The organism is Pseudomonas sp. JC1203, from assembly GCF_056175065.1.
In genome coordinates, this window is the sequence record NZ_JBWCAM010000001.1 from 361,214 (window position 1) to 387,297 (window position 26,084).

Here is a 26,084-nt window from a genome sequence, read left to right on the forward strand (position 1 = left end):
CGTTGCCGCGAAGCCCCGGATTAAAGTTGACCCCCGCCACGCCGATCTTCGCGCTGAACCCTCAGGCGTTGCAGAAGGAACGGCCCGTGCTCATTGCGTTAGGACTCATCGGTATCCTGTTGTCGGTATTTGGCGGCTATGCGCTGTCAGGCGGCGCCCTGGGGCCGCTGTACCAGCCCACCGAAATGCTCATGATCGGTGGCGCGGCCCTGGGTGCCTTCGTCGCTGCCAACAATGGCAAGGCGATCAAGGCTACCCTGGGCACCATTCCCCGCCTCAAGCGCAGCACCCGCTACGACAAGGCCCTGTACCTGGAAGTCATGGCCCTGCTTTACCACCTGCTGGGCAAGGCGCGCCGTGAAGGCATGCTGGCGGTGGAGCGCGACATCGACGACCCCGGCCAGAGCGCGCTGTTCGCCGAATGCCCGGCACCGCGCGACGACCCGATGATTCTGACCTTCATCACCGACTACATGCGCCTGATCCTGAGTGGGCAGATGCAGCCGCATGAGTTGGACGAGCTGATGCTGCATGAAATCGAGGCGTTCGAGCACGAGGCGCACATCCCTGCCGACGCCCTGTACAAGGTCAGCGACGCGCTGCCGGCGTTCGGTATCGTGGCCGCGGTGATGGGTGTGGTGAAGGCGCTGAGTGCGGTGAACGTGGGGCCGGACCTGATGGGCGAGATGATCGCGCATGCCCTGGTAGGTACCTTCCTGGGCATCTACCTGGCCTATGGCGTGATCGCCCCGCTGGCCAGTCGCATCGACCGGCAGGTGGCCGAGGCGGTGAAGATGCTGCACTGCATGCGCATGACGTTGCTGGCCAGCCAGCAGGGCCTGGCGCCGATGCTGGCGGTGGAGTTCGGGCGCAAGGCGTTGCACCACGGCGAGCGGCCGTCGGCGCTGGAACTGGAAAGCTACCTGCGCGGCACGCCGGTTGGCGCCATGGCCCTGGGATGAGCGAGCGCCCGATGATTGTGCGGCGGCGCAGAAGTGCCGGCCACGGCCACCACGGCGGCGCCTGGAAAATAGCCTTCGCCGACTTCATGACCGCGCTGATGGCCCTGTTCCTGGTGCTGTGGGTGTTGTCCAACGCCAGCAAGTCGCAGAAGAACGCAGTGGCCGACTATTTCAGCACGCCGCTGCTCAGCGCCATCAACCGCAGCCAGAACCCGATACCTGGCGGCACCCCGGCGCTGGCGTTCAAGGAAACTTCACTCAACCCCATCGAGCTGCCGGCACGGCCCTTGTCCGCAGAAGAGTTCAAGCGCCTGGACGCATTGCGCCAGCGCCTGCAGCGGGTTATTCGGCTGAACCCGGCCCTCAAGGACTTGAGCAAGCAGATCCTCATGGAGCTGACGCCCGAGGGGCTTAACCTGCAATTGATCGACAGCGAGCAGCGGCCCATGTTCGAGCTGGGCAGCGCGCGCGTGGCGCCGTACATGCGCACGCTGCTGCGCACCATCGCGCCGGTGCTCAACGAGTTGCCCAACAGCGTGCAGATCAGCGGCCATACCGACAGCCACCCCTATGCCGGCGGCGAGGCCGGCTACGGCAACTGGGAGTTGTCGGCCGACCGCGCCAAGGCGTCCAGGCTGGAGCTGGTAAGCGGCGGGCTGGACTCCGACAAGCTGCTGCGCATCTCCGGCATGGCCGACCGCATTCCCACGCACAATGCCGAGCCGGCGGACGCCGCCAACCGGCGCATCGAGATCACCGTGCTGGACAGCCAGGTGGCGCAGAAAATCCTAACCCGCAACGAGTGAACACAAGCCCTTGTGGGAGCTGGCTTGCCAGCGAGCTTTTATGGGCTCAAAAAGCTCGCTGGCAAGCCAGCTCCCACAGGTATTCAGCACAAATAAGCGTGGTTTCTGCTTCTGTTCCAACGATGGGGCTGGCAGGCGGCTAAGCAAAATACCGCCCTTATCACCAGCCGATGAACCGCCATGGCGGAAGACACTAGCAACGAAGACAAAACCGAATCGGCGTCAGCGCGCAGAATCGAAAAAGCCCGGGAGCAGGGCCAGGTGGTGCGCTCCCGTGAGCTCAACACCTTCCTGGTGCTGCTGACCGGCGTCGCGGCGTTGTGGGGGGGTGGCAGTTGGTTCTACGGGCAGTTGTGCCAGGTGCTGGAGCACGGGCTGATGTTCGAGCGCGCCCAGGCGTTTGACAGCACGCGCATGGTCCAGGCCGCGCTGGGCCTGGCGCAGCTGGGGCTGCTGACCGTGATGCCGTTCCTGCTGGTGCTGATGCTGGCCGGCGTGGCGGCGTCGCTGCTGCTGGGCGGGCTGGTGATCACGCTCAAGGCCCTGCAGCCTAATTTCTCGCGCATGAACCCCATCGCCGGCCTGGGCCGCATGTTTTCCCTGCGCGCCCTGGCCGACCTCGGCAAGGCCCTGGCCAAGGCATTCCTGGTGGGCTGCGTGGCGGTGTTGTTCCTCAAGAGCCACGCGTTGCTGTTGCTCGACCTCACCGGCATGCCCGTGGAGCTGGCACTGGCCACGGCCATGGGCCTGGTGGCCAAGGCCTGTGCGCTGGTCATCGGCTCGCTGGTGCTGGTGGTGGGCCTGGACGTGCCGTTCCAGTTCTACACCTACTACCAGAAGCTGCGCATGACCCGTGAAGAGGTGCGCCAGGAGCACAAGGACACCGACGGCGACCCGCACATCAAGGCGCGCATTCGCCGCCAGCAACAGCTGATGGCGCGCTCGCGAATGATGAGCAAGGTGCCCAAGGCCGACGTCATCGTTACCAACCCCACCCATTACGCCGTGGCCCTGGCCTACCAGGACAAGATGTCGGCGCCGCGGGTCATCGCCAAGGGCGCCGACGAGGTGGCCGCGCGCATCCGCGAGCTGGGCGAGGAGCACCGCATTCCCATGCTTGAAGCGCCGGCCCTGGCCCGTGCCCTGTATTTCCACGTGGACATTGACCGCGAGATCCCCGGCACCCTCTACACCGCCGTGGCCGAGGTGCTGGCCTGGGCCATGCGCCTCAAGCGCGTCAGTGAATCGGGTGGCCTGGTGCCGCCCAAACCGAAAAACCTGCTGGTACCCGCCGGCATGGATCAGCCTGGCCCCCTGGGGGCTGCCGCCGAGGAAACACCGAACCGATGAACGCCATGACCAACCTGCTGGGTCCTGATTCCTGGCTGGCCAGGGCCGACCTGAAACTGCTGGCCGGCCCCGTGCTGATCGTCATGATCCTGTCGATGATGATCCTGCCGCTGCCACCCTTCGTGCTGGACCTGCTGTTCACCTTCAACATCGCCCTGGCGATCATGGTGCTGCTGGTGAGCATGTTCACCGAGAAGCCGCTGGATTTCTCGGCGTTCCCGGCAGTGCTGCTGTTCACCACCTTGCTGCGCCTGTCGCTGAACGTGGCGTCCACCCGCGTGGTGCTGATGGAAGGCCACCAGGGCCCGGACGCCGCAGGCCGCGTGATCGAGGCGTTCGGCGAGTTCCTGGTGGGCGGCAACTTTGCCGTGGGCATGGCACTGTTCCTGATTCTGGTGATCATCAACTTCATGGTGATCACCAAGGGTGCCGGGCGCATCGCAGAGGTGGGCGCGCGCTTCACCCTGGACTCCATGCCCGGCAAGCAGATGGCTATCGACGCCGACCTGAACGCCGGCCTGATCGGCGAGCCGGAAGCGCGCAAGCGCCGCCGCGAGGTAGCCCAGGAGGCTGACTTCTACGGTTCCATGGACGGTGCCAGCAAGTTCGTGCGCGGCGACGCCATGGCCGGCCTGGTGATCATGGGCGTCAACGTGGTGGGCGGCCTGATCATCGGCATGCTGCAGCACGACATGGCCTTCGCCGACGCTGCGCACACCTACACCATGCTCACCATCGGTGACGGCCTGGTGGCGCAGATTCCCGGCCTGGTGATTTCCATTGCCGCCGGTGTTACCGTGTCCCGCGTCAACACCGAGGAAGACGTGGGCCAGCAGATGATCGGCCAGCTGTTCATCCGCCCGCAGGTGCTGATGCTCACGGCCGGTGTGATCGGCCTGCTGGGCCTGGTGCCCGGCATGCCCAACCTGGTGTTCCTGCTGTTCACCGCGCTGCTTGGCGGCCTGGGCTGGTGGTTGCGCAAGCGCGACCAGCAACAGGCGGCCGCGCCCGAGGAGCAGATCGTGCCCAAGGCGGCCGCGCAAAGTTCGGAAGCCAGCTGGGATGACGTCAGCCTGGTGGACACCCTGGCGCTCACCGTCGGCCACCGCCTGATTCCGCTGGTGGACAGCCGCCAGCAGGGCGAGATGCTGGTACGCATCAAGAGCGTGCGCAAGAAATTCGCCCAGGACGTGGGCTTCCTGCCGCCCGTGGTGCGGGTGCGCGACAAGGTCGACATGCTGCCCAACACCTACGTCATCAGCCTCAACGGCGTGGAAGTGGGGCGCGGCGAACTGTTCCCCGGCAAGTGGCTGGCCATCAACCCCGGCCAGGTAACCGGCAAGCTGGAAGGCGAGGTGATCGTCGACCCGGCCTTCGGCCTGCCGGCCATCTGGATCGATTCAGGCATGCGCGAGCACGGGCAGATTTTCGGCTACACCGTGGTCGACGCCAGCACCGTGGCGGCCACCCACCTCAACCACCTGCTGTACCTGCACGCCAAGGACATGCTCGGCCGTGGCGAGGTGCAGAAGCTGCTCGACAAGCTGAGCAAGGACAACAAGGCGCTGGTGGAGGAAGTGGTGCCCAAGCTGGTGTCCATGGGCACCTTGCAGCGCATTTTGCAGAACCTGCTGGAAGAAGAGGTCTCTATCCGCGACCTGCGCAGCATTCTCGATGCGCTGGCCGAGTTCGTCACCGCCCAGCCCGAGGCCGATGTGCAGGACATGACCGCCGTGGTGCGCGTGGCGCTGGGCCGCGCCATTACCCAGCAATGGTTCCCCAATAAGACCGAGCTGCATGCCATTGGCCTGGGTTCCAACCTTGAACAGGTGCTGCTGCAGGCCGTCACCAGCGGCGGCGCCCTGGAGCCCAGCCTTGCCGACAACCTCATGCAGCAGACCGAAATTGCCCTGGCGCGCCAGGAGGTCGGCAACCACCCGGCGGTGGTGGTGGTGCCCAGCAAGCTTCGGCCGTTGCTTGCGCGCTTTCTGCGCCGGCGCCTGCGGCAGTTGGTGGTGATGTCACTGGCAGAGATTCCGGAAGGCCGGACCTTGCGTATAACCAGCCTGATTGGAGGGGGTAATTGATGGGCGTGCAACGATTCGTCGGGGCCAACAGCCGCGAAGCCATGCACCAGGTGCGCCTGGTGCTGGGCGAGGACGCGCTGATCCTGTCCAGCCGCAGCGTGGAGCAAGGCGTGGAGATCATGGCGGTGGCCGACGGCGCGCCTGCCCCCCTCAGCCCGCGCCGCGCGGCTGCGGCCTATGCCCGCCAGGCCCCTGAGCTGCCTGCACCTGTCAGGCCTGGCGCGGTGCAGCCTTCGCGGGCAGAGCCCGCTCCCACACAATCTGCCCAGGCGCCTATACCTGCCAGCGACTTCACAGCCCTTGGCGAGCTGCTACGGGGGGAGATGGCGCAGATGCGCCAACTGCTCAAACAGCAGCAACCCGCCCCCGCAGACGAACCGCGCCAAGCCCTGCTGCGCGACCTGCTGGGCAGCGGCTTCAGCCACTGCCTGAGCCAGGAACTGCTCGACGCCGCGCCCGCCATGCCGCAGCTCGATGAACCCGGGCGCGCCGCCTGGCTGGCCGAGCGCCTGGGCGCGCGGCTGTCGGTGCTGGCCGATGACGGTCCGTTGCTGGAGCAGGGTGGCGTCATCGCCCTGATCGGCCCCACCGGCGTGGGCAAGACCACCACCACCGCCAAGCTGGCGGCGCGCTTCGTGATGCGCCACGGTGCCGGTGGCCTGGCCCTGGTAACCACCGACAGTTTCCGTATCGGCGCCCACGAACAGCTGCGTATCTACGCCGAACTGCTGGGCGGCGAGGTGCACGCGCTGGGCGCCGAGGATGACATCGACCAACTGCTGGCTAGCCTAGCCGACAAGCGCCTGGTGATCATCGACACCGTGGGCATGAGCCAGCGTGACCAGCGCCTGCTGGCGCAGATCAAGCGCCTGGCCAACGGCGACAGCCTGGTGCGGCTGATGCTGGTGCTGAATGCCGCCAGCCACGGCGACACCCTCGACGAGGTGGTGGACACCTACCGCCGCGCCGCCCTGAGCGCCGGCACCACCCTGCGTGACTGCATCATCAGCAAATGCGACGAGGCCCCGCGCCTGGGCCCGGTGCTGGACGTGCTGATACGCCACGACCTGCGCCTGAATTACTCCGCCAGCGGCCAGCAGGTGCCCGAAGACCTGCAGTTGGCTGCCCCGGCGCAGTTGCTTGGGCAGGCCCTGACCCGCGAACGCCCCTCCCTGTACAGCGCGCAGCCGGGCCCGGCGCCGGGTAAAGGGCAGCAGCTCGATACCCTGGCCCGCAACATGCTCGGCCACGGCCGTTTACTGGGCACCCTGCGCGCCAGCCTGTACCAGCAGGTCGAGGATTTCTGCCTGCTGGAAAGCGCCTGGCAGATGGCCGAGCTGGCGCCTGCGGACCAGGCACCGGCCTTGGCGCGGCTGCTGGCTGCGGCGCCGGTTGCCGTCGGGCCGGGCCGCCAGGCGCTGTGGGGCGCAGAGCGGCCGGTGGTGGGCGCCACCTGGAAAATGCCGGTGCTGAGTTTCGCTGCCGACGGCGCCTTGGGCATTCGCCCGTGGCTGGCGCACCAGCTGCCCATCGGTGCACGCCAGCGGCTGGAGTGGAGCGCGGCGACGTTGCAGGCGAGCGGCCATGTGTGGGCCGGCTGCCCGGGGCGCGACCTGGCGCAGCGGTTGCAGCAGTCAGGGCAGGCCTGGCTGGCCGGCGCCCAGCGTGGCCAGCGGGTGGTGCAGGGCGGCCAGGCGTGCAACCTCGCGCAAATCGCCGAGCGCGGCCAGCCCCACGGCTTCCAGGCCCTGCGCCAGCGTGGCCGCTGGGTGAAGTTCGAACTTAGCCATCTGCCGGTGGCGCTGGCGGCCATGCCTGAACAGCCCGTGCGGGCATGGTTCGGCACCCTGCGCCACTGCGACAGTGAGCAGGTGCTGGGCCAGCGCTATTGGCTGGCGGACGGCGATGGCGATGTAGCGCAGCAGGCCGCCGGCATCTGCCGGCTGCAGATGTGCGAGTCGTTGCCGTCGCTGACCCTGCGCGCCTGGAACATCCTGGGCGAGCGCCAAGGGCCATTGAACGCGGAGCTGCGCCTGTTCCTGGCAGCGGCGCTGGCCGCCTGCGCCTGCCGCCTGGATCAGGAGGACGCGGCCTGGGCGCCAGTGGTACGCCAGCAATTGCTGGAGCTGTACGGCAAGCGTCGGGTCTGCAGCCCGTTGCTGCTGCTGGAAAGCCTGCTGCATATGCTCACCAGCCGCGCCGCCATGGCCAGCCTGCTTCATGAGTGACCAGGCCCAAGGCCTGCGCCGCTGGGCAGAGTTGCGTGCGCGGCAAAGCCTGCGCCCCCTGCAGACGCTGGTGGTGGTGGGGCCGCCGTCCGTGGCTGGCCAGGCCATGGCCACGCTGCGCCGTTGGGCCGGCCTGGGCCACCCGTGGGTGGGGGACCCAGGGTGCTGGCAGGTGCTGACGGTAACGGCGGGCGCCGCCAACGTGGCTGAGCTTGCACGGCAACACGCGCGCTGGGCGCTGTGGCTGGGGGCTGGCCCGGACGATTACCGCCGCGCCTGCATGGAGCTGCGCCAGCTGGTTGCGGCCGGTGGCCCGCGACGCCTGCTGATGCTGCATGGCGGCCAGGCGGCACGGGCAACCGTGCTGGAAAACCTGCGCGCCGCCGCCCTGCGCATGCTGGGCGTGCAGCTGCTGTTGGTGGCTGAAGCCCCTGTCTCGCCATGCCGGACCGCCGGCCCCGCATAAAGTTCAATTGGCCGAAAAGCCACTAAACGCCACGGCTATTCCGCCCTTACCCACGCAGGGTAAGCAGTAATAATGCCCGCGCCCATGACCCGCCAGCCACGCCGTGACCCCCGTGGGGCAGGGCATGCCCTCAGTTTCCTCATCACACCAGGCCTGCAGGATGTACACAGCTCAGGGAAAAATAAAATCAAGCGAGTTGCTGGAACAGTACCTGCCTCTGGTACGGCGGCACGCGCTTGAGTTGAAAACCAGGGTGCCGGCCAACGTCGAGCTGGATGACCTGGTGCAGGCCGGCAGTATCGGCCTGCTGGATGCCCTGGCCCGCTATGACACCACCCAGGGTGCCACCTTCGGCACCTTTGCCTCGCAGCGCATTCGCGGCGCCATGATCGACGAGCTGCGCAGCCGCGATTGGGCACCGCGCAGCGTGCGCCGCAACGCGCGGAACATGAAAGGCATTATCCGCCGCCTGGAACAGGCGCTGGGCCGCCCGCCCGAAGAGCGTGAAATTGCCCAGGCCATGGAGCTGTCGCTGGAGCAGTACCGGCAGTTGTTGCTGGACATCAACGGCTGCCAGCTGATGCCCATCGAGGAGCTGGGCGAGGAAGACGCCAGCGGCGTCAGCAGTGGCTACGGGGCTTCGCCATTCGTGGAGCTGGTGCAGGAGCGCAACCGCGACCGCTTCATCAAGGCCCTGGATGCGTTGCCCGAGCGTGAGCGCATGCTGCTGGCGCTGTACTACCAGGAAAAGCTCAACTTCAAGGAAATTGGCGCCGTGCTCGGCGTCAGTGAATCGCGGGTGTGCCAGCTGCATAGCCTGGCCGTGTCGCGGCTGCGCGACGCCCTGGCCGATTAGAATCTCTGACATCCTGTGGGAGCTGGCTTGCCAGCGAGCTTTTCAGGGCCTCAAAAGCTCGCTGGCAAGCCAGCTCCAACAGGGTTACGCTGCCGGCGCGGGGCGGGCCAGGCAGTGCTTCAGCGCTGAACTGGAAATACCCGCCGTGCGCGGCAGGTACACCACTTCGCACAGCGCCTTGAGGCCATCGAAGTGCCCCCGCCAATCATCCCCCATGCCGAACACCGCCACGCCCAGGCGGCGGATGTCGTCGGCTTTCTGCGCCCAGCAGGTCTCCGCCAGGGTCAGGTCCACGCACTTGAGCGACTGCACGATATCCAGGCGGTCGGCGAACGGGATGACCGTCTGCTTGCCCTTTTGCAGGTTGAACTCGTCGGTGGATACGCCCACCACCAGGGCATCGCCCAGCGCCCGCAGGTTGCGCAGCAGGTTCAGGTGGCCAATGTGGAACAGGTCGAAGGTGCCGTAGGTGATGACGATGCGGCTCATGCTGGCAGTACCGCGGCCAGCGCCGCGCGTGCCTGCAGCAGCAGGCCGTCGTCGGAGCGGTGGGCCAAGGCATGGCCGGCCAGGGCGTGGGCCTTGTGCAGGTGGCCGCTTTCGATGTGCGAGTAGATACGCGATATGGCGTAGCACTCGGTCAGCAGGGCGAAGCCGCAGAGGTTCTTCGCCGCGATTACCGTATCGAAGCACGCGTCGGGGGTGCGCCAGTCACCATAGACGGTGGTCAGCCAGGTGTCGGCATCGGCCAGTTGCCACACGGGCTGGCCGGCAGGGCTGCTGCCTTTTTCCAGGTGCAGGGTGGGGTAGCGCGTCTGGCGGTGCCATTCGTGCGGGCCGTCTTTCACCCAGAAACCGGTGCAGGTGTTGCCTTCGCCATCGACGACGAAGCCCGACAGGTCCAGGGAAATCTTGTGCAGCGGATGGTAGAACGCCTTGGGGTTGGTGAGCCGGTGCGAGCCCACCGGCTCAACCCAGCCGCGCCGCAGCAGGCAGTGGGTGGCGCGCTCCATTTCGCAGTGGGGCAGGCCGAAGTCGATGTCCTTGTCGAATGGCAACAGGCCGCCCTCGCGGGTCAGGCCCAGCAAGGTTCCGTAGGCGGCGAAGGCATGCACCCCGGCCTGCAGCAACGCGGTGAGGGTGTCCCACAGCAGCTGTTCCACCTGAGGCTTGTTGAAGTCGCTGCGCGGTGCCTTGGGTGCCTGCTTGATCGGCTGGGCCAGGCGCAGCTCCAGCGCCTGGCGGTAGTGCACCAGCGCTTCGGGCAGGCGCACCTGGTGGTGGCGAATCACGCCCATCACCAAATGCGCGGAAGTGTTCTGCGGCGCCAACTGCAGCGCGCGTTCCAGCAGGCCTTCGGCGCGGTCGCTGTCTTCCTGCTGGTTATGCATCTCGCCCAGTTTGACCAGTACCTGCACCTGGTCGGGGTCCAGTTCCAGGGCGCGCTCCAGCAGCGGCCGGGCTTCGGCGGCGCGTTTCTGTTTGCTCAGCAGCAGGCCCAGGTCGGCGTGCAGCCGGGCGTTGCGGGGCGCCAGGGGCAGGGCCTGGCGGAAGCATTCGATGGCTTCGTCCGTACGCTGGTTTTTCAGCAGTGTGCGGCCACTGTTGATGTAGGCGTTGGCGGCCTCTTCGGTCTTGTTGCGCGGGACGGTTCTAGCGGTACGTGACATGTTGGCCCCTGGAAGGATGGCTGGGCGGGCTAGGGTTTACCACGGCGCCGGGCTGTACTGCGTGGTGAGGGTGAAGCAGGTTTCCTGGGGGCTGACCGCCGGCAGGTAGTGGCGCGCGCTGAGGTAGCGGGCGGCCTGGCCCTGGTCGACGCCGGCCAGCAGCTGGTAGGCCAGGTCGTGCAGGCCGTAGGCACTGTCCAGCAGGAAGGCCAGCTTCAGGCGCCGCTGCGGCGCCAGCTGTGCGAGGCGCGCCGGGGTGGGCACGAACAGCGCCTGCACGCAGTGCAGCTGGGTGGCCTGCGGCGCTGCCAGTTGCAGGTCGGTGGGGAAGTGGCTGAGGTGGCTGGGGGCGTGGAAACGGTGGAACTGCAGGCCGTGCCCGGCCAGGCGCTGGCACAGCGGGCCGAACTCGAAGTCGCCGGCGTGGGGTGTCAGCAGGTTCAGGCTGACTTGCGCCAGCAGCAGTTGGTCCAGGGTGGCGGCGCCGTGCTGCAGGATGGCCAGGCTGTCGTGGCGCTCATCCAGCACCAGCCAGTCCAGGGCTTTCAGGCCTTGCAGCTGGTCGAGCCGGGTACTGCGAATGGGTAGCCGCGCCAACACCTGGGCGCCGCGCTGCAACGGTGCGGGCACCGGCACCAGCGGCTGCGGCGCGCGGGTGCTGCTTTGGCGCGGGTCCAGGCAGGCATGCAGGGTCAGCGGGCGGCCATCGCCCAGGGTAACGCCGTTGACCACCTGCACTTCGGGGTGGTCAGCCAGGGCTGAGCCGTGCAGCAGGCTGGCCGGGTCGAAAATGATCACGCTCAAGGCGTCCAGGGCCATCAAAGCGGCGAAGTCCGGGCGGCTGGCAAGGCCGGCGCCGTGGTCGAGGGTGACCAGCCGGCCCTGGAAATTCCAGTTGAAGGGTGTCGCCGTCATGGTCCGATGGTCCTGAAGGAATTCTGTGGAGGCAAGGGTAGGGCGCGCAGGCCCTGGGTGAAGCAGCAAGAACAGGCCCGCCACGGGGCCTGTTCCGCTTACCGCGCTTATTGCAGCAGCGACAGCATCTGCTGTGGCGTGGAGTTGGCCTGGGCCAATACCGAGGTACCTGCCTGTTGCAGGATCTGGGCGCTGGTCATGGCCGATACTTCAGTGGCGTAGTCCACGTCCTCGATGCCCGAACGTGCCGAGGTCAGGTTGGTTTCGGTGGTGGAGATGTTGGAAATCGCCGAGTCGAACCGGTTCTGCACCGCACCCAGGTCCGAACGCATGGAGTCCACGGTGTTCAGCGCCGAGTCCAGGGTGGTCAGGGTGTTGGTGGATTTCTGCGTGACTTCGTTCTCGGTGTCGACGCTCACGGAAACGGTAGCGGTCGAGCCACTGCCGGTCACGGTGACGTCGGCGGCGTAGTAGGTGGCGGTGGAACCGCTGCCCACTTGCAGGAAGTAGTCGCCGTCCTCGTCCTGCACCAGGGTGCCGCCAGTGCTGCCACTGCCGTAGCTGATGGAGGTGCCCGATTTGTCGGTGATGGTGACGTTGGTGCTGGACAGCGTCATCGAGGCGCCGGCTTCGTCTTCAACCGATGCCGCGCTGGTGGAGCCGTCGTAGCCGTTGACGTTGAAGCCGCTCAGGCCCAGGGTCGAGCTGTTGATTTCGCTCAGCTTGATGTCGATGGTCTCGCCATCGTTGGCACCCACCTGGATGGTGATGGTCTGGTCGGAGTCCAGCACGCTCACGCCGTTGAAGGCGGTCTGCGAGGAGATACGGTCGATCTCGTCGAGGCGCTGGGTGATTTCGTCCTGGATCGACTGCAGGTCGGACTGCGAGTTGGTGCCGTTGGCAGCCTGTACCGACAGTTCACGAATACGCTGCAAGTTGTCGTTCACCTCGTCCAGCGCGCCTTCAGTGGTCTGCGCCAGGGAGATGCCGTCGCTGGCGTTGCTGCTGGCCTGGTCCAGGCCGGTGATTTGCGAGCTCATGCGGTTGGCAATGGCTTCACCGGCGGCGTCGTCGGAGGCGCTGTTGATTTTCAGGCCCGAGGACAGGCGTTCGATGGAAGTGCTCAGGGAGCTTTCCGACGAACTCAGGTTCTTCTGGGCGATCATCGACGTGATGTTGGTATTAATGACGGACATGCTGCACTTCCTTCTGTGTAGGGGCCTGGAACCCAGGGTTTCAGCGGCTTTGGCCTAACCCCTGGGTTTTAACCGCGAAGATCGGCACCACCCCCGTCAGCTTTAGAAAAGTGCGAAAAATTTTTCCCGGGCGGTGTTCGTCGTTGGATTTCGAGGGGGAAAAGCGCTGTGTTAGCGGATTTGAATGCACCGCGCGCGCGTTATAAATCCGCTTGTTGCTGTTCACTTCCCGGAGCCTGTAATGAATCCCTCGACCCTGATCGGCCTGTTGTCAGGCCTGGTCCTGCTGGCCTTGCTGTTGCTGTTCTCGGCGCAACACCCCCTGATGTTCATCGACCTGCCGAGCCTGGGCATCGTGGTCATCGGCACCTTCGCCGCCACCTGCCTGAGCTACCCGCTGAGCGAGGTGCGGCGGGTGCTGGGGCTGTTCGCCACGGTGATGCGCAAGGAGCCGGTGCACGCCCAGGATGACATCGAGCAACTGGTGAGCATGGCGCGGTTGTGGGTGGACGACGACCTGCGGGCGGTGGAGAAGGTGCTGGAGAACACCCGCAACCCGTTCCTGCGTTCGGGGGTGCAGCTGGTGATTGACAAGACGCCTGAAGCCGAGGTGATCGAGCTGCTGCAATGGCGCATCGTGCGCATGCGCGCCAAGGAGCGTGCCGAGGCGCAGCTGTTCCGGGTGATGGCCAGCTATGCGCCGGCGTTCGGCATGCTCGGCACCCTGGTGGGCCTGGTGAACCTGATGTTCGTGCTGGGCGACGGTGACATGGTCACCATCGGCCACCAGATGTCGGTGGGCCTGATGACCACGCTGTATGGCGTGCTGTTGGCCAACCTGGTGCTCAAGCCGGTAGCGGTGAAGCTGGAGCGGCGCACCGAGCAGCGCGTGCTGCTGATGAACATGGTGATCCAGGGCGTGGCGATGATGTGCAACAAGCGCAGCCCCGGCCTGATTCGTGAAACCCTGAGCACTTTCGTCACCCACCACCCGGACGAGATTCGCGAACAGCTGCGCATTACCCCGCGCCTGGGCGAGAGCGCCCGGCCATGAGCCGGCCACTGGAGGCCCTGGGGCGCATGGCCACCGAGGGGGACGACGACAGCTGGATGATGACCTACCTGGACATGATGACCCTGCTGCTGGTGGTGACCATGGCCATGTTGGCGATTACCACGCGCATGCACGGCAACGCGCCGCCGCCCGTGGCGCCGCTGCCGTTCATGGGCCAGGGCCTGTTGCCCCATGGCCTGGCGCTGCTGGGGCGCCCGCAGGTGGTGAAGCCGGTAGTGGCCACGGTCGCCGCCGCAGAGCCGCCAGCGCCTGCGCCGCCTGCACCGCCGCCGTTGCCCAGCGCCGAGGAGCTGGCGAAGAACCTGGGCATCGACGCGTTGGGCAAGGACATCCAGGTGGATATCTCGCAGAAGACCGTCAGCTTCCGGCTCAGCAGCGAGCTGCTGTTCGAGTCCGGCCAGGCTGACCTCAGCCGCGCGGGGATAGCTGCCTTGCAGCAGTTGCTGCCGGTGCTGGGCAAGAACAGCCAGCCGGTCCTGGTGGAAGGCCACACCGACGCCGAGAAAATCCGGAACCCGCGCTTCCCCTCGAACTGGGAGCTGTCCAGCGCCCGCGCGGCCAGCGTGGTGCGTTACCTGCAGGGCAACGGCGTCGACGGCCAGCGCCTGCGCGCGGTCGGTTTTGGCGATACACACCCGCTGGGCGACAACGCCACGGTGGCCGGGCGCGCTGAAAACCGCCGGGTAGAAGTGGTGCTGGAAGCGGTGCCCAGCCCGCCGCCGTCAGTGGCCGTGGCTGCGGCCCACATGTGAGTGCTCGGCCTCGGGCGCTGTCACCGCGCCGTTGACCTCCAGGCGCTGGAGGATGCCGCACTGGTCGTTCTCGCCCACGGTGCCGCAGCGCTGGCGCAATTCCAGCAGTTGTGACTGCAGGGCCTGCAGGCCGTCGATGCGGGCGCGCACGTGGTGGATGTGCTCGTCGATCAGGGTGTTGACGCTTTCGCACTGGTCCTGCGGGCTGTCGCGCAGGGCCAGCAGGCTGCGGATCTCGTCCAGGGTCATGTCCAGGGTGCGGCAGTTGCGGATGAAAGTCAGGCGCTCGACGTGGGCCTGGGTGTAGAGCCGGTAGTTGCCGTCGCTGCGCGCTGGCGGCGGCAGCAGTTGCTCGCGCTCGTAGTAGCGGATGGTCTCGACCTGGCAGTCGGTGGCCTTGGCCAGTTCGCCGATTTTCATGGCTGCGCCCTCCAAAGGTGCTTGACCCTATAGTGGCTACAGGGTGTTCACTTGGCAACAGGCACTTTACCGGACCTGACCAATGAGCCAGCAGCCAACCCACAAGCATGACCACGGCCACGCCCACGAGCACGCCGCCATTCGCGGCCACGCCCACGGCGGCAGCTGCTGCGCCAGCGACACGCCGGCGCCGCCCGCGACCGTGCGCCTGAGCGCCACGGCCAGTGCCGACGCGCGCCTGAGCCGCTTCCGCATCGAACAGATGGACTGCCCCACCGAGCAGACGCTGATCCAGAACCGCCTGGGCAAGCTGGCCGGGGTGGAGGCGCTGGAGTTCAACCTGATCAACCGCGTGCTGGGCGTTCGCCATGCGCTGGCGGGCGACGAGGTGATCATCGAGGCCATCGCCAGCCTGGGCATGAGCGCCGAGCCGCTGGACGCCCAAGGCCAGGCCAGCCCTGAAACGCCGGCGCCGGTGCGCAAGCCCTGGTGGCCGCTGGCGCTGTCCGGCGTGGCCGCGCTGGCCTCGGAAGTGGCGCATTTCAGCGGGGTGGCGCCCACCTGGCTGATTGCCGGGCTGGCGCTGCTGGCCATCGTCAGTGGCGGCCTGACTACCTACAAAAAGGGTTGGATTGCCCTGAAGAACCGCAACCTCAACATCAATGCGCTGATGAGCATTGCCGTTACCGGCGCGGTGCTGATTGGCCAGTGGCCGGAAGCGGCCATGGTGATGTTCCTGTTTACCGTGGCCGAGCTGATCGAGGCGCGCTCGCTGAGCCGGGCGCGCAATGCCATCGGCGGCTTGCTGCAACTCACCCCCGAGCAGGCCACAGTGCGCCAGGCCGACGGCCAGTGGCTGGAACTGGACGCCCGCAAGATTGCCCTGGACGCTGTCGTCCGGGTCCGCCCGGGCGAGCGTATTGCCCTGGACGGCGAGGTGGTAACGGGGCAATCGAGCGTCGATCAGGCAGCCATCACCGGCGAAAGCCTGCCGGTGGAGAAGGCGGTGGGCGACAAGCTGTTCGCCGGCACCATCAACCAGGCAGGGGCCCTGGAGTACCGGGTGACCGCGCTGGCCAGCGACTCCACGCTGGCGCGCATCATTCACGCCGTGGTGCAGGCCCAGGGCGCCCGCGCGCCGACCCAGCGTTTTGTGGATAACTTCTCCCGAATCTACACCCCGGCAGTCTTTGCGTTGGCGCTGGCAGTGGCGGTGCTGCCGCCGCTGTTCATGGCCGGCACCTGGTTCGACTGGATCTACCGTGCGCTGGTGCTGCTGGTGGTGGCGTGCCCCTGCGCGCTGGTGATTTCCACCCCGGTGACCATCGTCAGCGGCCTTGCCGCGGCGGCGCGCAAGGGCATTCTGATCAAGGGCGGGGTGTTCCTGGAGGGCGGTTACAAGCTCGACTTCCTGGCCCTGGACAAGACCGGCACGCTGACCCACGGCAAGCCGGTGCAGACCGACTTCGTGCCGCTGGACCCTGCCTACGCCGCCACCGCCGAGCAGATCGCCGCCAGCCTGGCCGCGCGCTCCGACCACCCGGTGTCCCAGGCCATCGCCCGCCCGGCGCTGGAAGCTGGCGAGGCGCTGCTGGAGGTCATGGATTTCCAGGCGCTGGCAGGGCGTGGCGTAAGCGGTAGCGTCAACGGCCAGCTGTACCACCTGGGTAACCACCGCCTGGTGGAAGAGTTGGGCCTGTGCTCGCCGCAACTGGAAGCCCAGCTGGACGTGCTGGAGCGCCAGGGCAAGAGCGTGGTGCTGCTGCTGGATGCCAGTGGCCCGCTGGCCTTCTTCGCCGTGGCCGACACCCTCAAGGACAGCAGCCGCGAGGCCATCGCCCAGTTGCACGCCCTGGGCATCAAGACCCTGATGCTGACCGGCGACAACCCCCACACCGCCAGCGCCATCGCCGCCCAGGTGGGCATCGACCAGGCCCGTGGCAACCTGTTGCCCGCGGATAAACTGCAGGCCATCGAGGACCTGTACGCCCAGGGCCACCGGGTGGGCATGGTCGGCGACGGCATCAACGACGCCCCGGCGTTGGCCCGCGCCGAGCTGGGCTTCGCCATGGCGGCGGCGGGCACCGACACCGCCATCGAGACCGCCGACGTGGCGCTGATGGACGACGACTTGCGAAAAATCCCGACGTTCGTCAGGCTCTCGCGCCAGACCCGGTCGATACTGATGCAGAACATCGGCCTGGCGCTGGTGATCAAGGCGGTCTTCCTGGTAATGACTTTTGCCGGGGTGGCGACGATGTGGATGGCGGTGTTCGCCGATATGGGCGTCAGCCTGTTGGTGGTCTTCAACGGGTTGAGGCTGCTGCGCAAGTAACGAGGTAGTGATGCTGAGTGCCGAGCTGAAGGCGTTTTACATGGTGGCCCGGCTGGGCAGCATCACCCTGGCGGCGAAGAAGCTGGGCCTCAGCCAGCCCACCGTCACCACGCAGATCCGCCACCTGGAAAGCCAGTACGCGGTGGAGCTGTTCTACCGGGGTGGCCGCCGCCTGACCCTGAGCGACGACGGCGCCCGCCTGTTGCCCATGGTCAAGGCGTTGCTGCAACAGGAAGCCGACATCGAGTTCTTCCTGCGCAACAGCGGCCAGGGCGAGGGCGCCCTGCGCATCGCCGCCACCGCGCCGTACTACATCCTCGACCTGGTGAAGATATTCCGCGAGCGCCTGCCCCAGGTGGAGGTGTCGATGGAAATCGGCAATTCCCAGCAGGTGCTGGAAATGCTCGAAGACTACCGGGTGGACCTGGCCGCGTCCTCGCAACTGGTGGACGACGCGCGGCTGATCCGCCGGGTGTTGGGCACCGACCCGCTGGTGCTGGCGGTGCACCGGCACCATCCATTGGCGGTGCACAATCAGGTGCCGCTCAGCGCCCTGGCCGGGCAGTGCCTGTTGATGCGCGAGCGCGGCTCCACCACCCGCAGCCTCACCGAGCAGTGGATGAAAGATGAGCAGGTGGCCATTGGCACAGTGCTGGAAATCGGCAGCCGCGAGTCGATCCGCGAGGCGGTGCTGCGCAACATTGGCGTCAGCCTGATCGCCCGCCACGAGGTGCCGCACAACCCCGAGCTGAAGGTGCTGACCATCGACAACGCGCCGGTGATGCACGAATACCTGTATTGCCTGAAAGAACGCCGCCAGGCGCGGCTGCCCGCCGCGTTCCTGGGCCTGGCCCAGGAAGTCTCGGCCCTCTGATGAATCTGTAGCAGTGGTCGCTTTTGTGGGAGCTGGCTTGCCAGCGAGTTGTTAAACGCCCAAAAGCTCGCTGGCAAGCCAGCTCCCACAAAAGACGGGGCTTTGCGGGATCCGTTGTTACAACCAAAATCCGCCAATACCACTATCGGCAGCTTTTGCCCTACTGCCACGGGACGTTCGCATTCGCTGCCTAGGATGACCTCCATCTGCTAGATGAGGTCCCGTCCATGAACCATTCCCCTGCTACCGGCGCGCACATGTCCGTGCGTGGTATCCACAAGCGCTTCGGCGCCTTCACCGCGCTCAACGACGTGTCACTGGACGTTGCCGCCGGTGAACTGGTGTGCCTGCTGGGCCCGTCGGGCTGCGGCAAGACCACGCTGCTGCGCTGCATCGCCGGCCTGGAGCGCCAGGACCGGGGCCAGCTGTACATCGGCGACCGCGACATTTCCCAGCTGCCGCCCCAGGGCCGCGACTACGGCATCCTGTTCCAGTCCTACGCGCTGTTCCCCAACCTCAGCGTCGAGGCCAACATCGCCTACGGCCTGGCCGGCCAGGGCCGCGACCAGGTGCGCAAGCGCGTTGGCGACATGCTGGAGCTGGTAGGCCTGCTGGGCAGCGAAAAGAAATTCCCCGGCCAACTGTCCGGCGGCCAGCAGCAGCGCGTGGCGCTTGCGCGCGCCCTGGCACCGTCGCCGTCGCTGTTGCTGCTGGACGAACCCATGTCGGCCCTCGACGCCCGGGTGCGCGAGCACCTGTGCACCGAGCTGCGCCAGCTGCAACGCCAGCTGGGCATCACCACATTGATGGTCACCCACAACCAGGACGAGGCCATGCTGATGGCCGACCGCATTGCCGTGATGAACAACGGCCAGGTCGAGCAGTACGCCACCGCCCAGGAAATCTATGACAAACCGGCCACGCCGTTCGTCGCCGAATTCGTCGGCCAGGGCAATTGGCTGCCGTTCCAGCGCAGCAGCGACAGCCATGCGCGGGTGGGCGAGATGAACATGCGCCTGGCCCCGGACGCCAGCCGCGCCCACAGTGGCCGGCTGTTCTGCCGCCCGGAAGCCATCAGCGTCAACCCGCCGGTACACGAGGAAAACCTGTTCCAGGCGCGGGTGCGCGAGATCACCTTCCTGGGCAACCGCTGCCGCATGAGCTTCGAGTTCAACCAGTTCCCCGGCCACGCGCTGCTGGCCGAGGTGGCGCCCGAGTCGATGCCGCGCCTGGGCAGCCCGGATATCTGGGTAGCCCTGCCGCCGCGCAGCCTCCAGGTGTTCGCTTGAGATGGCCGCGCAGATGAGCCTGCCGGTGATGAACGCGAAAGCGCCGGCCCAATCGTCGTCGGCCGCCTTGGGCGACCGCCTGTTCGTGGTCGGCGGCAAACTGCTGTTGCTGGCGTTCCTGTGCGTGGCGGTGCTGATGCCGCTGCTGGCGATCTTCTGGCGCGGCTTCACGCCGGTTGCCGGCGGCGGCTGGGCGGCGGCGCAGGAGCTGGTGGCCAGTGACAATTTCCATTGGCTGCTGGGCAACAGCCTCAAGGTGTCGTTCAGCGTGGCTGCCATTGTCGTGCCGCTGGCCTACCTGTTCGCCTATGCCCTGCAACGCACGTTGATCCCGGGCAAGGCGGTATGGCGCGGTATTTCCCTGCTGCCGTTGCTGGCGCCGTCGATGCTGCCGGGCATTGCCCTGGTCTACCTGTTCGGCAACCAGGGCCTGCTGCGTGGGCTGGTGGCCGACAATATCTACGGTTTCTGGGGCATCGTGCTGGGGGAGGTGATCTACACCTTCCCGCATGCGCTGATGATTCTGCTGTCGGCGCTGTCGCTGGCCGATGCGCGGCTGTTCGACGCTGCCTCCAGCATGGGCGCCAGCCCGTGGCGCGCCTACCGCAGCATCACCTGGCCGGCCACGCGCCAGGCGGTGTTCGCCGCGTTTTGCCTGGTATTCACCCTGACTATCACCGACTTCGGCGTACCCGTGGTGGTGGGCGGCGACTATCAGGTGCTGGCGCTGGAGGCCTACAAGGCGGTGGTGGGCCAGCAGCAGTTCGGCCGCGGCGCGCTGATCGGCATGATTCTGCTGCTGCCGGCGCTGTTCAGCTTCGGCGTCGACGCCTGGCTGCGCCGCCGCCACGGCGAGGCCATGAGCGGCCGCGCGCAGGTGTTTCGCCCGCTGCCTTCGCGGCTGCGCGATGGCTGCTACCTGGCCGTGGTGCTGCTGGTGTGCGCGGCCTTGCTGCTGGTGGTGGGCATGGCGGTGTACTCGTCGCTGGTGAAATTCTGGCCGTACAACCTGTCGCTGTCGCTGGTGCATTACCAGTTCAACACCACTGCCGGGGGCGGCTGGCTGGCCTACAGCAATAGCGTGAAGATGGCCGTGGGCACGGCGCTGATCGGCAGCGCAGTGATTTTCACCGGTGCCTACCTGATGGAGAAAACCCAAGGCCTGCGCCGCCTGAACCTGGTGCTGCGCATGCTCAGCTTCGTGCCCATGGCCGTGCCCGGCCTGGTGCTGGGCCTGGGCTACGTCTTCTTCTTCAACCTGGGCGGCAACCCGCTGCATGTGTTCTACGGCACCATGACCTTGCTGGTCGTGTGCACCGTGGCCCACTACATGACCACCGCGCAGATGACCGCCACCACCGCGCTGCGCCAGCTGGACGGCGAGTTCGAAGCCGCGGCGCTGTCACTGAAGGCGCCGCTGTACCGCCACTACCTGCGCGTGACCGTACCGATTTGCCTGCCGGCCTTGCTGGACATCATCCGCTACCTGTTCGTCTCGGCCATGACCACGGTGTCGGCGGCCATCTTCCTCTATAGCCCCGACACCATCCTGGCGGCGGTGGCGGTGCTGAACATGGACGACGCCGGCAACGTTGGCGGCGCGGCGGCCATGTCCACCTTGATCCTGCTGACCTCGGCCGCCGTGTCGTTGCTGCTGGCCTGGGCCTCGCGCGGGCTGCTGCGCCGCTCCCAGGCCTGGCGCCAGGGCCTTTGATTGCAAACCCACTGACCTTCAACTGACTCAGGAACCGCACCATGTTCAAGCCACTTGCTCTTGTCGTTGCCGTTGTTGCCGCTTTCAGCCTGCAGGCCAGCGCAGCCACCACCCAACTGACCGTCTACACGGCCCTGGAGCCGGAGCAGCTGACCACCTACAAGGCCGCGTTCGAGAAGGCCAACCCTGACATCGAGATCAAGTGGGTGCGCGATTCCACCGGCATCGTCACCGCCAAGCTGCTGGCCGAAAAAGACCGCCCGCAGGCCGACGCGGTATGGGGCCTGGCGGCCTCCAGCCTGGCCATCCTCGACCAGCAGGGCATGCTTGAAGCGTACTCGCCGCAGGACCTGGGCAAGATCGGCCCGCATTATCGCGACCCGGCCAACCCGCCGAAGTGGGTGGGCATGGACGTGTGGGCTGCCACCATCTGCTTCAACACCGTCGAGGCCGAGAAGCAGGGGCTGACCAAGCCGGTGAGCTGGCAGGACCTGACCAAGCCCGAATACAAGGGCAAGATCGTCATGCCCAACCCGGCCTCCTCGGGCACCGGCTTCCTTGACGTCAGTGCCTGGCTGCAGACTTACGGCGAGAAGCAGGGTTGGCAGTACATGGATGACCTGCACCAGAACATCGGCCAGTACGTGCATTCGGGTTCCAAACCCTGCAAGTTGGCGGCCTCGGGCGAGTTCCCGATCGGCATTTCGTTCGAATACCCGGCCGTGCAGCTCAAGCGCCAGGGTGCGCCGCTGGACATCATCCTGCCGAAGGAAGGCCTGGGCTGGGAGATCGAAGCTACCGCGGTGATAAAGGGCACCCCCCATGAAGCAGCTGCGAAAAAACTCGCCGACTTCTCCGCAAGCCCCGCGGCCATGGACCTGTACAAGGAAAACTTCGCCGTGCTGGCGCAACCGGGCATCGCCAAGCCGCAGACCGAACTGCCGGCCGACTACGAGCAGCGCCTGATCAAGAACGACTTCAGCTGGGCGTCGAAGAACCGCGACAGCATCCTCACCGAGTGGCGCAAGCGCTATGACGGCAAGTCCGAGAAGGTTGCGGCCCAGTAATTCCAGGGAGGAAGCGGCATGACTCAACACAGCGATATGCTCATCGTCGGCGCCGGCATCCTGGGCTTGTCCCATGCCTACGCCGCCGCCAAACGCGGGCTCAAGGTTCGCGTATTCGAACGCAGCGCCACGCCCCTGGGGGCGTCGGTGCGCAACTTCGGCCAGGCGCTGGTCACCGGCCAACCCGTGGGCCAGATGCATGCGTTGGCCAAGGCCAGCCGCGGTGTGTGGGCGCACTGGGCCGAGCAGGCCGGCTTCGCCCTCAAGCGCAATGGTTCGCTGATGTTCGCCCGCAGCGAGCTGGAGCACCAGCTGCTTGAACGCTTCTGCGCCGAGCGCGCGGTGGAGCATGGCTACCGGGTGGAGCTGTTGCAGGGCGCGGCCTTGAACCAGCTGTACAACGGCCAGTTCCGCCACCACCACGCCGCCTTGCTGGGGCTGGATGACCAGCAGTTGTATTCGCGCGAGGCAATTCCGGCGTTGGTGGAATTCCTGCGCGGGCAGGGCGTGGAGTTCCACTTCTCCACCCTGGTGCGCGACGTGGAGCCAGGCCGGCTACACAGCACGGCGGGTACGTTCAGCGGTACGCACATCGTGGTCTGTTCGGGGCACGACTACCAGACCCTGCTCAGCGACGCCATGGCCAGCCTGCAGCCGCAGGTGTGCCGCCTGCAGATGCTGCGCGTGCGCCCGCAGTTCGAACTGGACCTGCAGCAGGCGGTGCTTACCGGCCTCAGTTGCCTGCACTACGGCGCGTTCCAGGGCTTGCCGGAGACCCAGGCGCTACAGGCCCAGGTGCAGAAGGACAGCCCGCACCTGGTGGAACAGGGCATTCACCTGCTGGTCAGTCCTACGCCGTATCGTGAGTTGATCATCGGCGATTCCCACCACTACGGCCGGGACGCTTCGCCCTTCAATGCCGAGCAGGTGGATGACTGGATGATCGAGCTGGCCGAGCACACGCTGGGTGGCAAGCTCAAGGTGGTGGAGCGCTGGCAGGGCGTGTATGGCGCCAAGGGCAGCAAGCCGTTTTCGCTGCTGCGGGTGGCCCCGGGGTTGAGTTCGGCGTTGATGCACACCGGCGTGGGCATGAGCGTGGGGCCGGCGTTGGCGGAGCGTAACGTTGCCGATCTGTTGGGCGAAACGCCGCACGGGCTGGATGCCCTGTAGCAGCGGCCGCAGGCCGCGTCCGGCGACACTGCGGTGCCTGGGACGCGGCCTTTGGCCGCTGCTACGGGGTTAGAGTTCGGCGGATAGGTGCTCGATCTGTTCGTGGCGCTCGGGTTGGTTGAGGCGCGGGTGGGGGTTGAGGGATGACCATTGTGGGTGCGCGCGGGCCTTGCCCAGCGCTTCGGGCAATTTGCCTTCGCGCCAGCTCTTGTCCTGCGGCACGGCCACCTCGATGCTGCCCATGGCTGCGTGCCCACGGGCGTCCAACGCTTCCAGCAACTGCCGTTGGCGCAAGGCCAGCAGGCGCAGCACGTTGTCGTCCACGGTCAGCTCGCGCTGGCCCCTGAGCTTGCCCAGCAGCCGGCCGCCGTAACCACGGGCGGTCTGCAGCGCGCCGCCGGCAATGGCGCCGGCCAGCGCTGCCAGGCCCAGGGTGATGCCGCCCACCAGCAGGTCAACACCGGCGCCGGCCGCCGCGCCTGCGGCTATCCCGCCCCCGACTTTCACGCCCAGCTGCTTGAGCGTCTCGGGGTTGAACAGGTCGTCGCCCCAGCGTCCGTCCAGCAGGGGCAGGTCGCTGGCGGCGGCGTCTTCCAGGCGGAAGGCGTAGAGCTTGAGCAGCGCCTGCACGCATTTCTGTTCGCGCTGGCGCACGGCCTCGCGCAGGGCGGCAATGGCGGCTTCCACGCCTTCGCGGTCGGCGGCCACGCTGCGGCGGCAGGCGGCGCAGTCGACCAGCAGTTCGGCAATCAGCGCGCGTGCCCGCTGGCGGCGCGCCAGGCGCTGGGCCTGCTGGTCGTCGATCAGCCGTTGCAGGCTGGGGCGGGCGTGTTCCAGCAGCAGCGCCAGGCTTTCATACAGGCGCCGCTCGCCATCTTCCGGCGGCGCCACACTGTCGAAACGCACCAGCGCGTGCAGGCCCAGCCTGGCCAAGGCCTCGCGCCACTGCTCTTCGCGGTGGCCGGGGCTGGCGACGAAGTTGAGCACTGGCAGCAGCGGCTTGCCGCAACCGTTGAGCACTTCCAGTTCGTCGCGGTACTTGGCCAGCACCGGCTCGCGCGCGTCGATCACGTACAGGCCGGCGTCGCTGGCCAGCAGTTGGCGCAGTACCTTGGCTTCCTGTTCGAAACGCTGGCGGGCCTCGCTGCCCTGCAGGAAGCGTTCGGTACGCGCCGGGCCGTCGAGGCGCTCGCCGGGGCGGTCCAGGCGTTCCAGGTAGTCGAGCAAGGCGATGGCGTCTTCAAGGCCGGGGGTGTCGTATAGCTCCAGCAGCGCCTCGCCGTCCACCGACAGCCGCGCGCCCTCTACGTGGCGAGTGGTGCTGGGGCGATGCGAGACCTCGCCAAAGCCCACGTCGCGGGTGAGGGTGCGCAGCAGCGAGGTCTTGCCGACGTTGGTGTGGCCGACCACGGCCAGCTTAAGAGGCTTGGTCATTGCCGTTCTCCAGCCAGGTCAGGGGAGGGCTTTCCGTTACGTCGAGGCCCAGCCGGGCCAAGGCCTGGCGCCAATCGTCGAGGCGCTCGGCATCCAGTTGTTGCCCGGCGGGTGCCGGCAGCAACCACACCCGGGTGTGGCCGGCGCTGCGCGCCAGTTCGGCGATCAGCCCCAGGCTACCGCGGTCGGCCGAGCGGCGCGGGTCGCAGGCAATGGCCAGGCGCGCGGCGGGGTAGCGCGCCAGCTGGTCGAGCAGGCGCCGGCGGGATTCGCGGCTGTCCAGGATGCCGGCATCGCCTACGGTGGCCGGCAGCGCTGGCGGCCAGGGCTGCTGGTCATCGAGCTCCAGGCCCACCAGCAGCGCGCCGCCGGTAGCGGCCGCGGCCAGTGGCGCGGGCACTTCATGCAAGTGCGCCGGAGCGCTGTCGTTGACGCCCAGGCGTTCGCTGCTGGGCATCAATTGCTCGCGCAGTTCGGCGTAGCCGGGCAGGCTCAGGTCCAGCTGCAAGCGCCTGCGGCCCAGGCGCCAGCGCCCCCAGCAAGCCAGTGCCAGCAGCAGCCGCGGAACGATGCCGAACACCACCAGCACGCCTACCAGCCAACCGGCCCACGCCTGGCGGGCGCTGTCCACGGCCAGCACGCTGTCACCGCTGGCACGAATGGTGTCGACGTCCGGCACGCTGAAGCCCAGCAGTGCGGGTAGGGCGCCCAGGCCGCGGGTCATGGCCACGAAGGTGTCGGGGCCCAGAATCGTGGTTTCCCACACGAAGCCGTAGCGCCGGGTGGCCAGCAACAGCAGCAGGATCACCAGCGCACTGCTCAAGGCCAGCAGCCACAGGCCATTCACCAGGGCGCCGAGCACCCAGCGGTTGAGGCGCTGGCGCTGCAGCAGCACGATCAGCGCCGGGCCCAAATGCACGGCGTTGGCGTCGCGGGCCAGCCTGGCGCTGAGCCACATCCACAGGCGGCCCAGGCTGGCCGTATGCTCGCCGGCCAGCAACAGGCCGCTGAGCCAACCCAACAGCAGTATCCAGTTCAGCCCCAGCAGGCTGCCCAGCGCCCAGAACACGTTGACCGGGCCGTTGCCCAGGGCTGCGAAGGCCAGGCCGGCGCCGCTGATGACCACCAGCACCGCCAGCAGCATCACGCTCAGGCGCGCGCCCTGTTTCCAGTGCCGCAGCGCGGGCAGCAGGCCGTCGCGTTCGGCCAGCCACAGCGCCCGGTGTTGTACTCGCGCGGCCAGGTCGCCGCCCTGTTGGCGGGCGCGGCGGTTGGCCTCCTGGTCGTCCAGGGGGCCGGCCTGCTCTTCGCGCAGACGTATGGCTTCGGTAAGCCAGAGAGTGTCCAGTGCTGTCACGCCACCATCCATTGATCAAACCAGCCCAGAGCATAACCCAGTGACGCCTTGGGCTCTGCTA

23 protein-coding genes are annotated in these 26,084 nt (G+C 67.1%); 15 read left to right on the forward strand and 8 right to left on the reverse strand.

Annotated features, from left to right (window positions below; genetic code table 11):
• Positions 1-86 precede the first annotated feature (86 nt).
• The 7 genes from motA to AC0SZ7_RS01795 all read left to right on the forward strand — a co-directional run bounded on the left by motA (position 87) and on the right by AC0SZ7_RS01795 (position 8,755).
• Entirely contained in the window at positions 87-962 is an 876-nt protein-coding gene (gene motA, locus AC0SZ7_RS01765) for a flagellar motor stator protein MotA (RefSeq protein WP_475502709.1), read from the forward strand.
• A complete protein-coding gene (gene motB / locus AC0SZ7_RS01770) occupies positions 959-1,768 on the forward strand; it encodes a flagellar motor protein MotB (protein WP_475502710.1) in 810 nt (269 codons plus the stop codon). Before motA ends, motB begins: the two co-directional genes overlap by 4 nt.
• Before the next feature lie 180 nt (positions 1,769-1,948).
• Positions 1,949-3,118 (forward strand): flagellar biosynthesis protein FlhB, encoded by a 1,170-nt coding sequence (gene flhB / locus AC0SZ7_RS01775; protein WP_475502711.1) that lies wholly within the window; start codon positions 1,949-1,951, stop codon positions 3,116-3,118.
• Positions 3,115-5,205 carry a flagellar biosynthesis protein FlhA gene (gene flhA / locus AC0SZ7_RS01780; protein WP_475502712.1) on the forward strand — a complete coding sequence of 697 codons (2,091 nt, stop codon included), beginning with the start codon at positions 3,115-3,117 and terminating at the stop codon, positions 5,203-5,205. Before flhB ends, flhA begins: the two co-directional genes overlap by 4 nt.
• A complete protein-coding gene (flhF, locus tag AC0SZ7_RS01785; protein WP_475502713.1) occupies positions 5,205-7,433 on the forward strand; it encodes a flagellar biosynthesis protein FlhF in 2,229 nt (742 codons plus the stop codon). Before flhA ends, flhF begins: the two co-directional genes overlap by 1 nt.
• Entirely contained in the window at positions 7,426-7,899 is a 474-nt protein-coding gene (locus tag AC0SZ7_RS01790) for a hypothetical protein (RefSeq protein ID WP_475502714.1), read from the forward strand. The genes flhF and AC0SZ7_RS01790 overlap by 8 nt, the downstream gene beginning before the upstream one ends.
• Positions 7,900-8,059: 160 nt before the next feature.
• Complete coding sequence (locus AC0SZ7_RS01795) at positions 8,060-8,755, forward strand: RNA polymerase sigma factor FliA (RefSeq protein ID WP_475502715.1); 696 nt, start codon at positions 8,060-8,062, stop codon at positions 8,753-8,755.
• Positions 8,756-8,839: 84 nt separating this feature from the next.
• Here AC0SZ7_RS01795 and AC0SZ7_RS01800 read toward each other — a convergent pair whose 3' ends face one another.
• The 5 genes from AC0SZ7_RS01800 to AC0SZ7_RS01820 form a co-directional block, all read right to left on the reverse strand.
• A complete protein-coding gene (locus AC0SZ7_RS01800) occupies positions 8,840-9,244 on the reverse strand; it encodes an adenylyltransferase/cytidyltransferase family protein (protein ID WP_475502716.1) in 405 nt (134 codons plus the stop codon).
• Positions 9,241-10,425: a tetratricopeptide repeat protein gene (locus tag AC0SZ7_RS01805; RefSeq protein WP_475502717.1), complete on the reverse strand. Its 1,185-nt coding sequence runs from the start codon at positions 10,423-10,425 to the stop codon at positions 9,241-9,243. Before AC0SZ7_RS01805 ends, AC0SZ7_RS01800 begins: the two co-directional genes overlap by 4 nt.
• Positions 10,426-10,461: 36 nt before the next feature.
• Complete coding sequence (locus AC0SZ7_RS01810) at positions 10,462-11,340, reverse strand: hypothetical protein (RefSeq protein ID WP_475502718.1); 879 nt, start codon at positions 11,338-11,340, stop codon at positions 10,462-10,464.
• 107 nt (positions 11,341-11,447) lie between these two features.
• Positions 11,448-12,536, reverse strand: coding sequence for a FliC/FljB family flagellin (locus AC0SZ7_RS01815; protein WP_475502719.1), 1,089 nt, complete (start codon positions 12,534-12,536; stop codon positions 11,448-11,450).
• Positions 12,537-12,576: 40 nt separating this feature from the next.
• A complete protein-coding gene (locus AC0SZ7_RS01820; protein ID WP_475502720.1) occupies positions 12,577-12,762 on the reverse strand; it encodes a hypothetical protein in 186 nt (61 codons plus the stop codon).
• Positions 12,763-12,777: 15 nt separating this feature from the next.
• Between AC0SZ7_RS01820 and AC0SZ7_RS01825 the strand changes: the two genes are divergently transcribed.
• Positions 12,778-13,590, forward strand: a complete 813-nt coding sequence (locus tag AC0SZ7_RS01825) for a motility protein A (protein WP_475502721.1) — start codon at positions 12,778-12,780, stop codon at positions 13,588-13,590.
• Positions 13,587-14,363, forward strand: a complete 777-nt coding sequence (locus AC0SZ7_RS01830) for an OmpA/MotB family protein (protein WP_475502722.1) — start codon at positions 13,587-13,589, stop codon at positions 14,361-14,363. Before AC0SZ7_RS01825 ends, AC0SZ7_RS01830 begins: the two co-directional genes overlap by 4 nt.
• On the opposite strand, the gene cadR is transcribed toward AC0SZ7_RS01830, so the two are convergent.
• Positions 14,334-14,783 (reverse strand): Cd(II)/Pb(II)-responsive transcriptional regulator, encoded by a 450-nt coding sequence (gene cadR, locus AC0SZ7_RS01835; protein ID WP_475502723.1) that lies wholly within the window; start codon positions 14,781-14,783, stop codon positions 14,334-14,336. The two genes, AC0SZ7_RS01830 and cadR, sit on opposite strands and share 30 nt — an antisense overlap.
• A gap of 82 nt (positions 14,784-14,865) precedes the next feature.
• Here cadR and AC0SZ7_RS01840 point away from each other — a divergent pair, with 82 nt between their 5' ends.
• The 6 genes from AC0SZ7_RS01840 (at position 14,866) to AC0SZ7_RS01865 (ending at position 23,232) form a co-directional block, all read left to right on the forward strand.
• A complete protein-coding gene (locus tag AC0SZ7_RS01840) occupies positions 14,866-17,118 on the forward strand; it encodes a heavy metal translocating P-type ATPase (protein WP_475502724.1) in 2,253 nt (750 codons plus the stop codon).
• Positions 17,119-17,128: 10 nt separating this feature from the next.
• Positions 17,129-17,992, forward strand: a complete 864-nt coding sequence (locus AC0SZ7_RS01845) for a LysR family transcriptional regulator (RefSeq protein ID WP_475502725.1) — start codon at positions 17,129-17,131, stop codon at positions 17,990-17,992.
• 227 nt (positions 17,993-18,219) lie between these two features.
• Positions 18,220-19,281 (forward strand): putative 2-aminoethylphosphonate ABC transporter ATP-binding protein, encoded by a 1,062-nt coding sequence (locus AC0SZ7_RS01850; protein ID WP_475502726.1) that lies wholly within the window; start codon positions 18,220-18,222, stop codon positions 19,279-19,281.
• 1 nt (position 19,282) lies between these two features.
• The gene (locus AC0SZ7_RS01855) at positions 19,283-20,995 is read left to right on the forward strand and encodes a putative 2-aminoethylphosphonate ABC transporter permease subunit (RefSeq protein WP_475502727.1); all 1,713 of its coding nucleotides are present in this window, start codon (positions 19,283-19,285) and stop codon (positions 20,993-20,995) included.
• Between the two features lie 41 nt (positions 20,996-21,036).
• Complete coding sequence (locus AC0SZ7_RS01860) at positions 21,037-22,062, forward strand: putative 2-aminoethylphosphonate ABC transporter substrate-binding protein (protein ID WP_475502728.1); 1,026 nt, start codon at positions 21,037-21,039, stop codon at positions 22,060-22,062.
• Between the two features lie 18 nt (positions 22,063-22,080).
• Entirely contained in the window at positions 22,081-23,232 is a 1,152-nt protein-coding gene (locus tag AC0SZ7_RS01865) for a TIGR03364 family FAD-dependent oxidoreductase (protein WP_475502729.1), read from the forward strand.
• A gap of 69 nt (positions 23,233-23,301) precedes the next feature.
• Here the strand turns inward: AC0SZ7_RS01865 and AC0SZ7_RS01870 are convergent, their stop codons facing one another.
• Positions 23,302-24,666: a DUF3482 domain-containing protein gene (locus AC0SZ7_RS01870; protein WP_475502730.1), complete on the reverse strand. Its 1,365-nt coding sequence runs from the start codon at positions 24,664-24,666 to the stop codon at positions 23,302-23,304.
• Positions 24,650-26,023: a DUF2868 domain-containing protein gene (locus tag AC0SZ7_RS01875; RefSeq protein ID WP_475502731.1), complete on the reverse strand. Its 1,374-nt coding sequence runs from the start codon at positions 26,021-26,023 to the stop codon at positions 24,650-24,652. The genes AC0SZ7_RS01870 and AC0SZ7_RS01875 overlap by 17 nt, the downstream gene beginning before the upstream one ends.
• Positions 26,024-26,084: the final 61 nt, after the last annotated feature.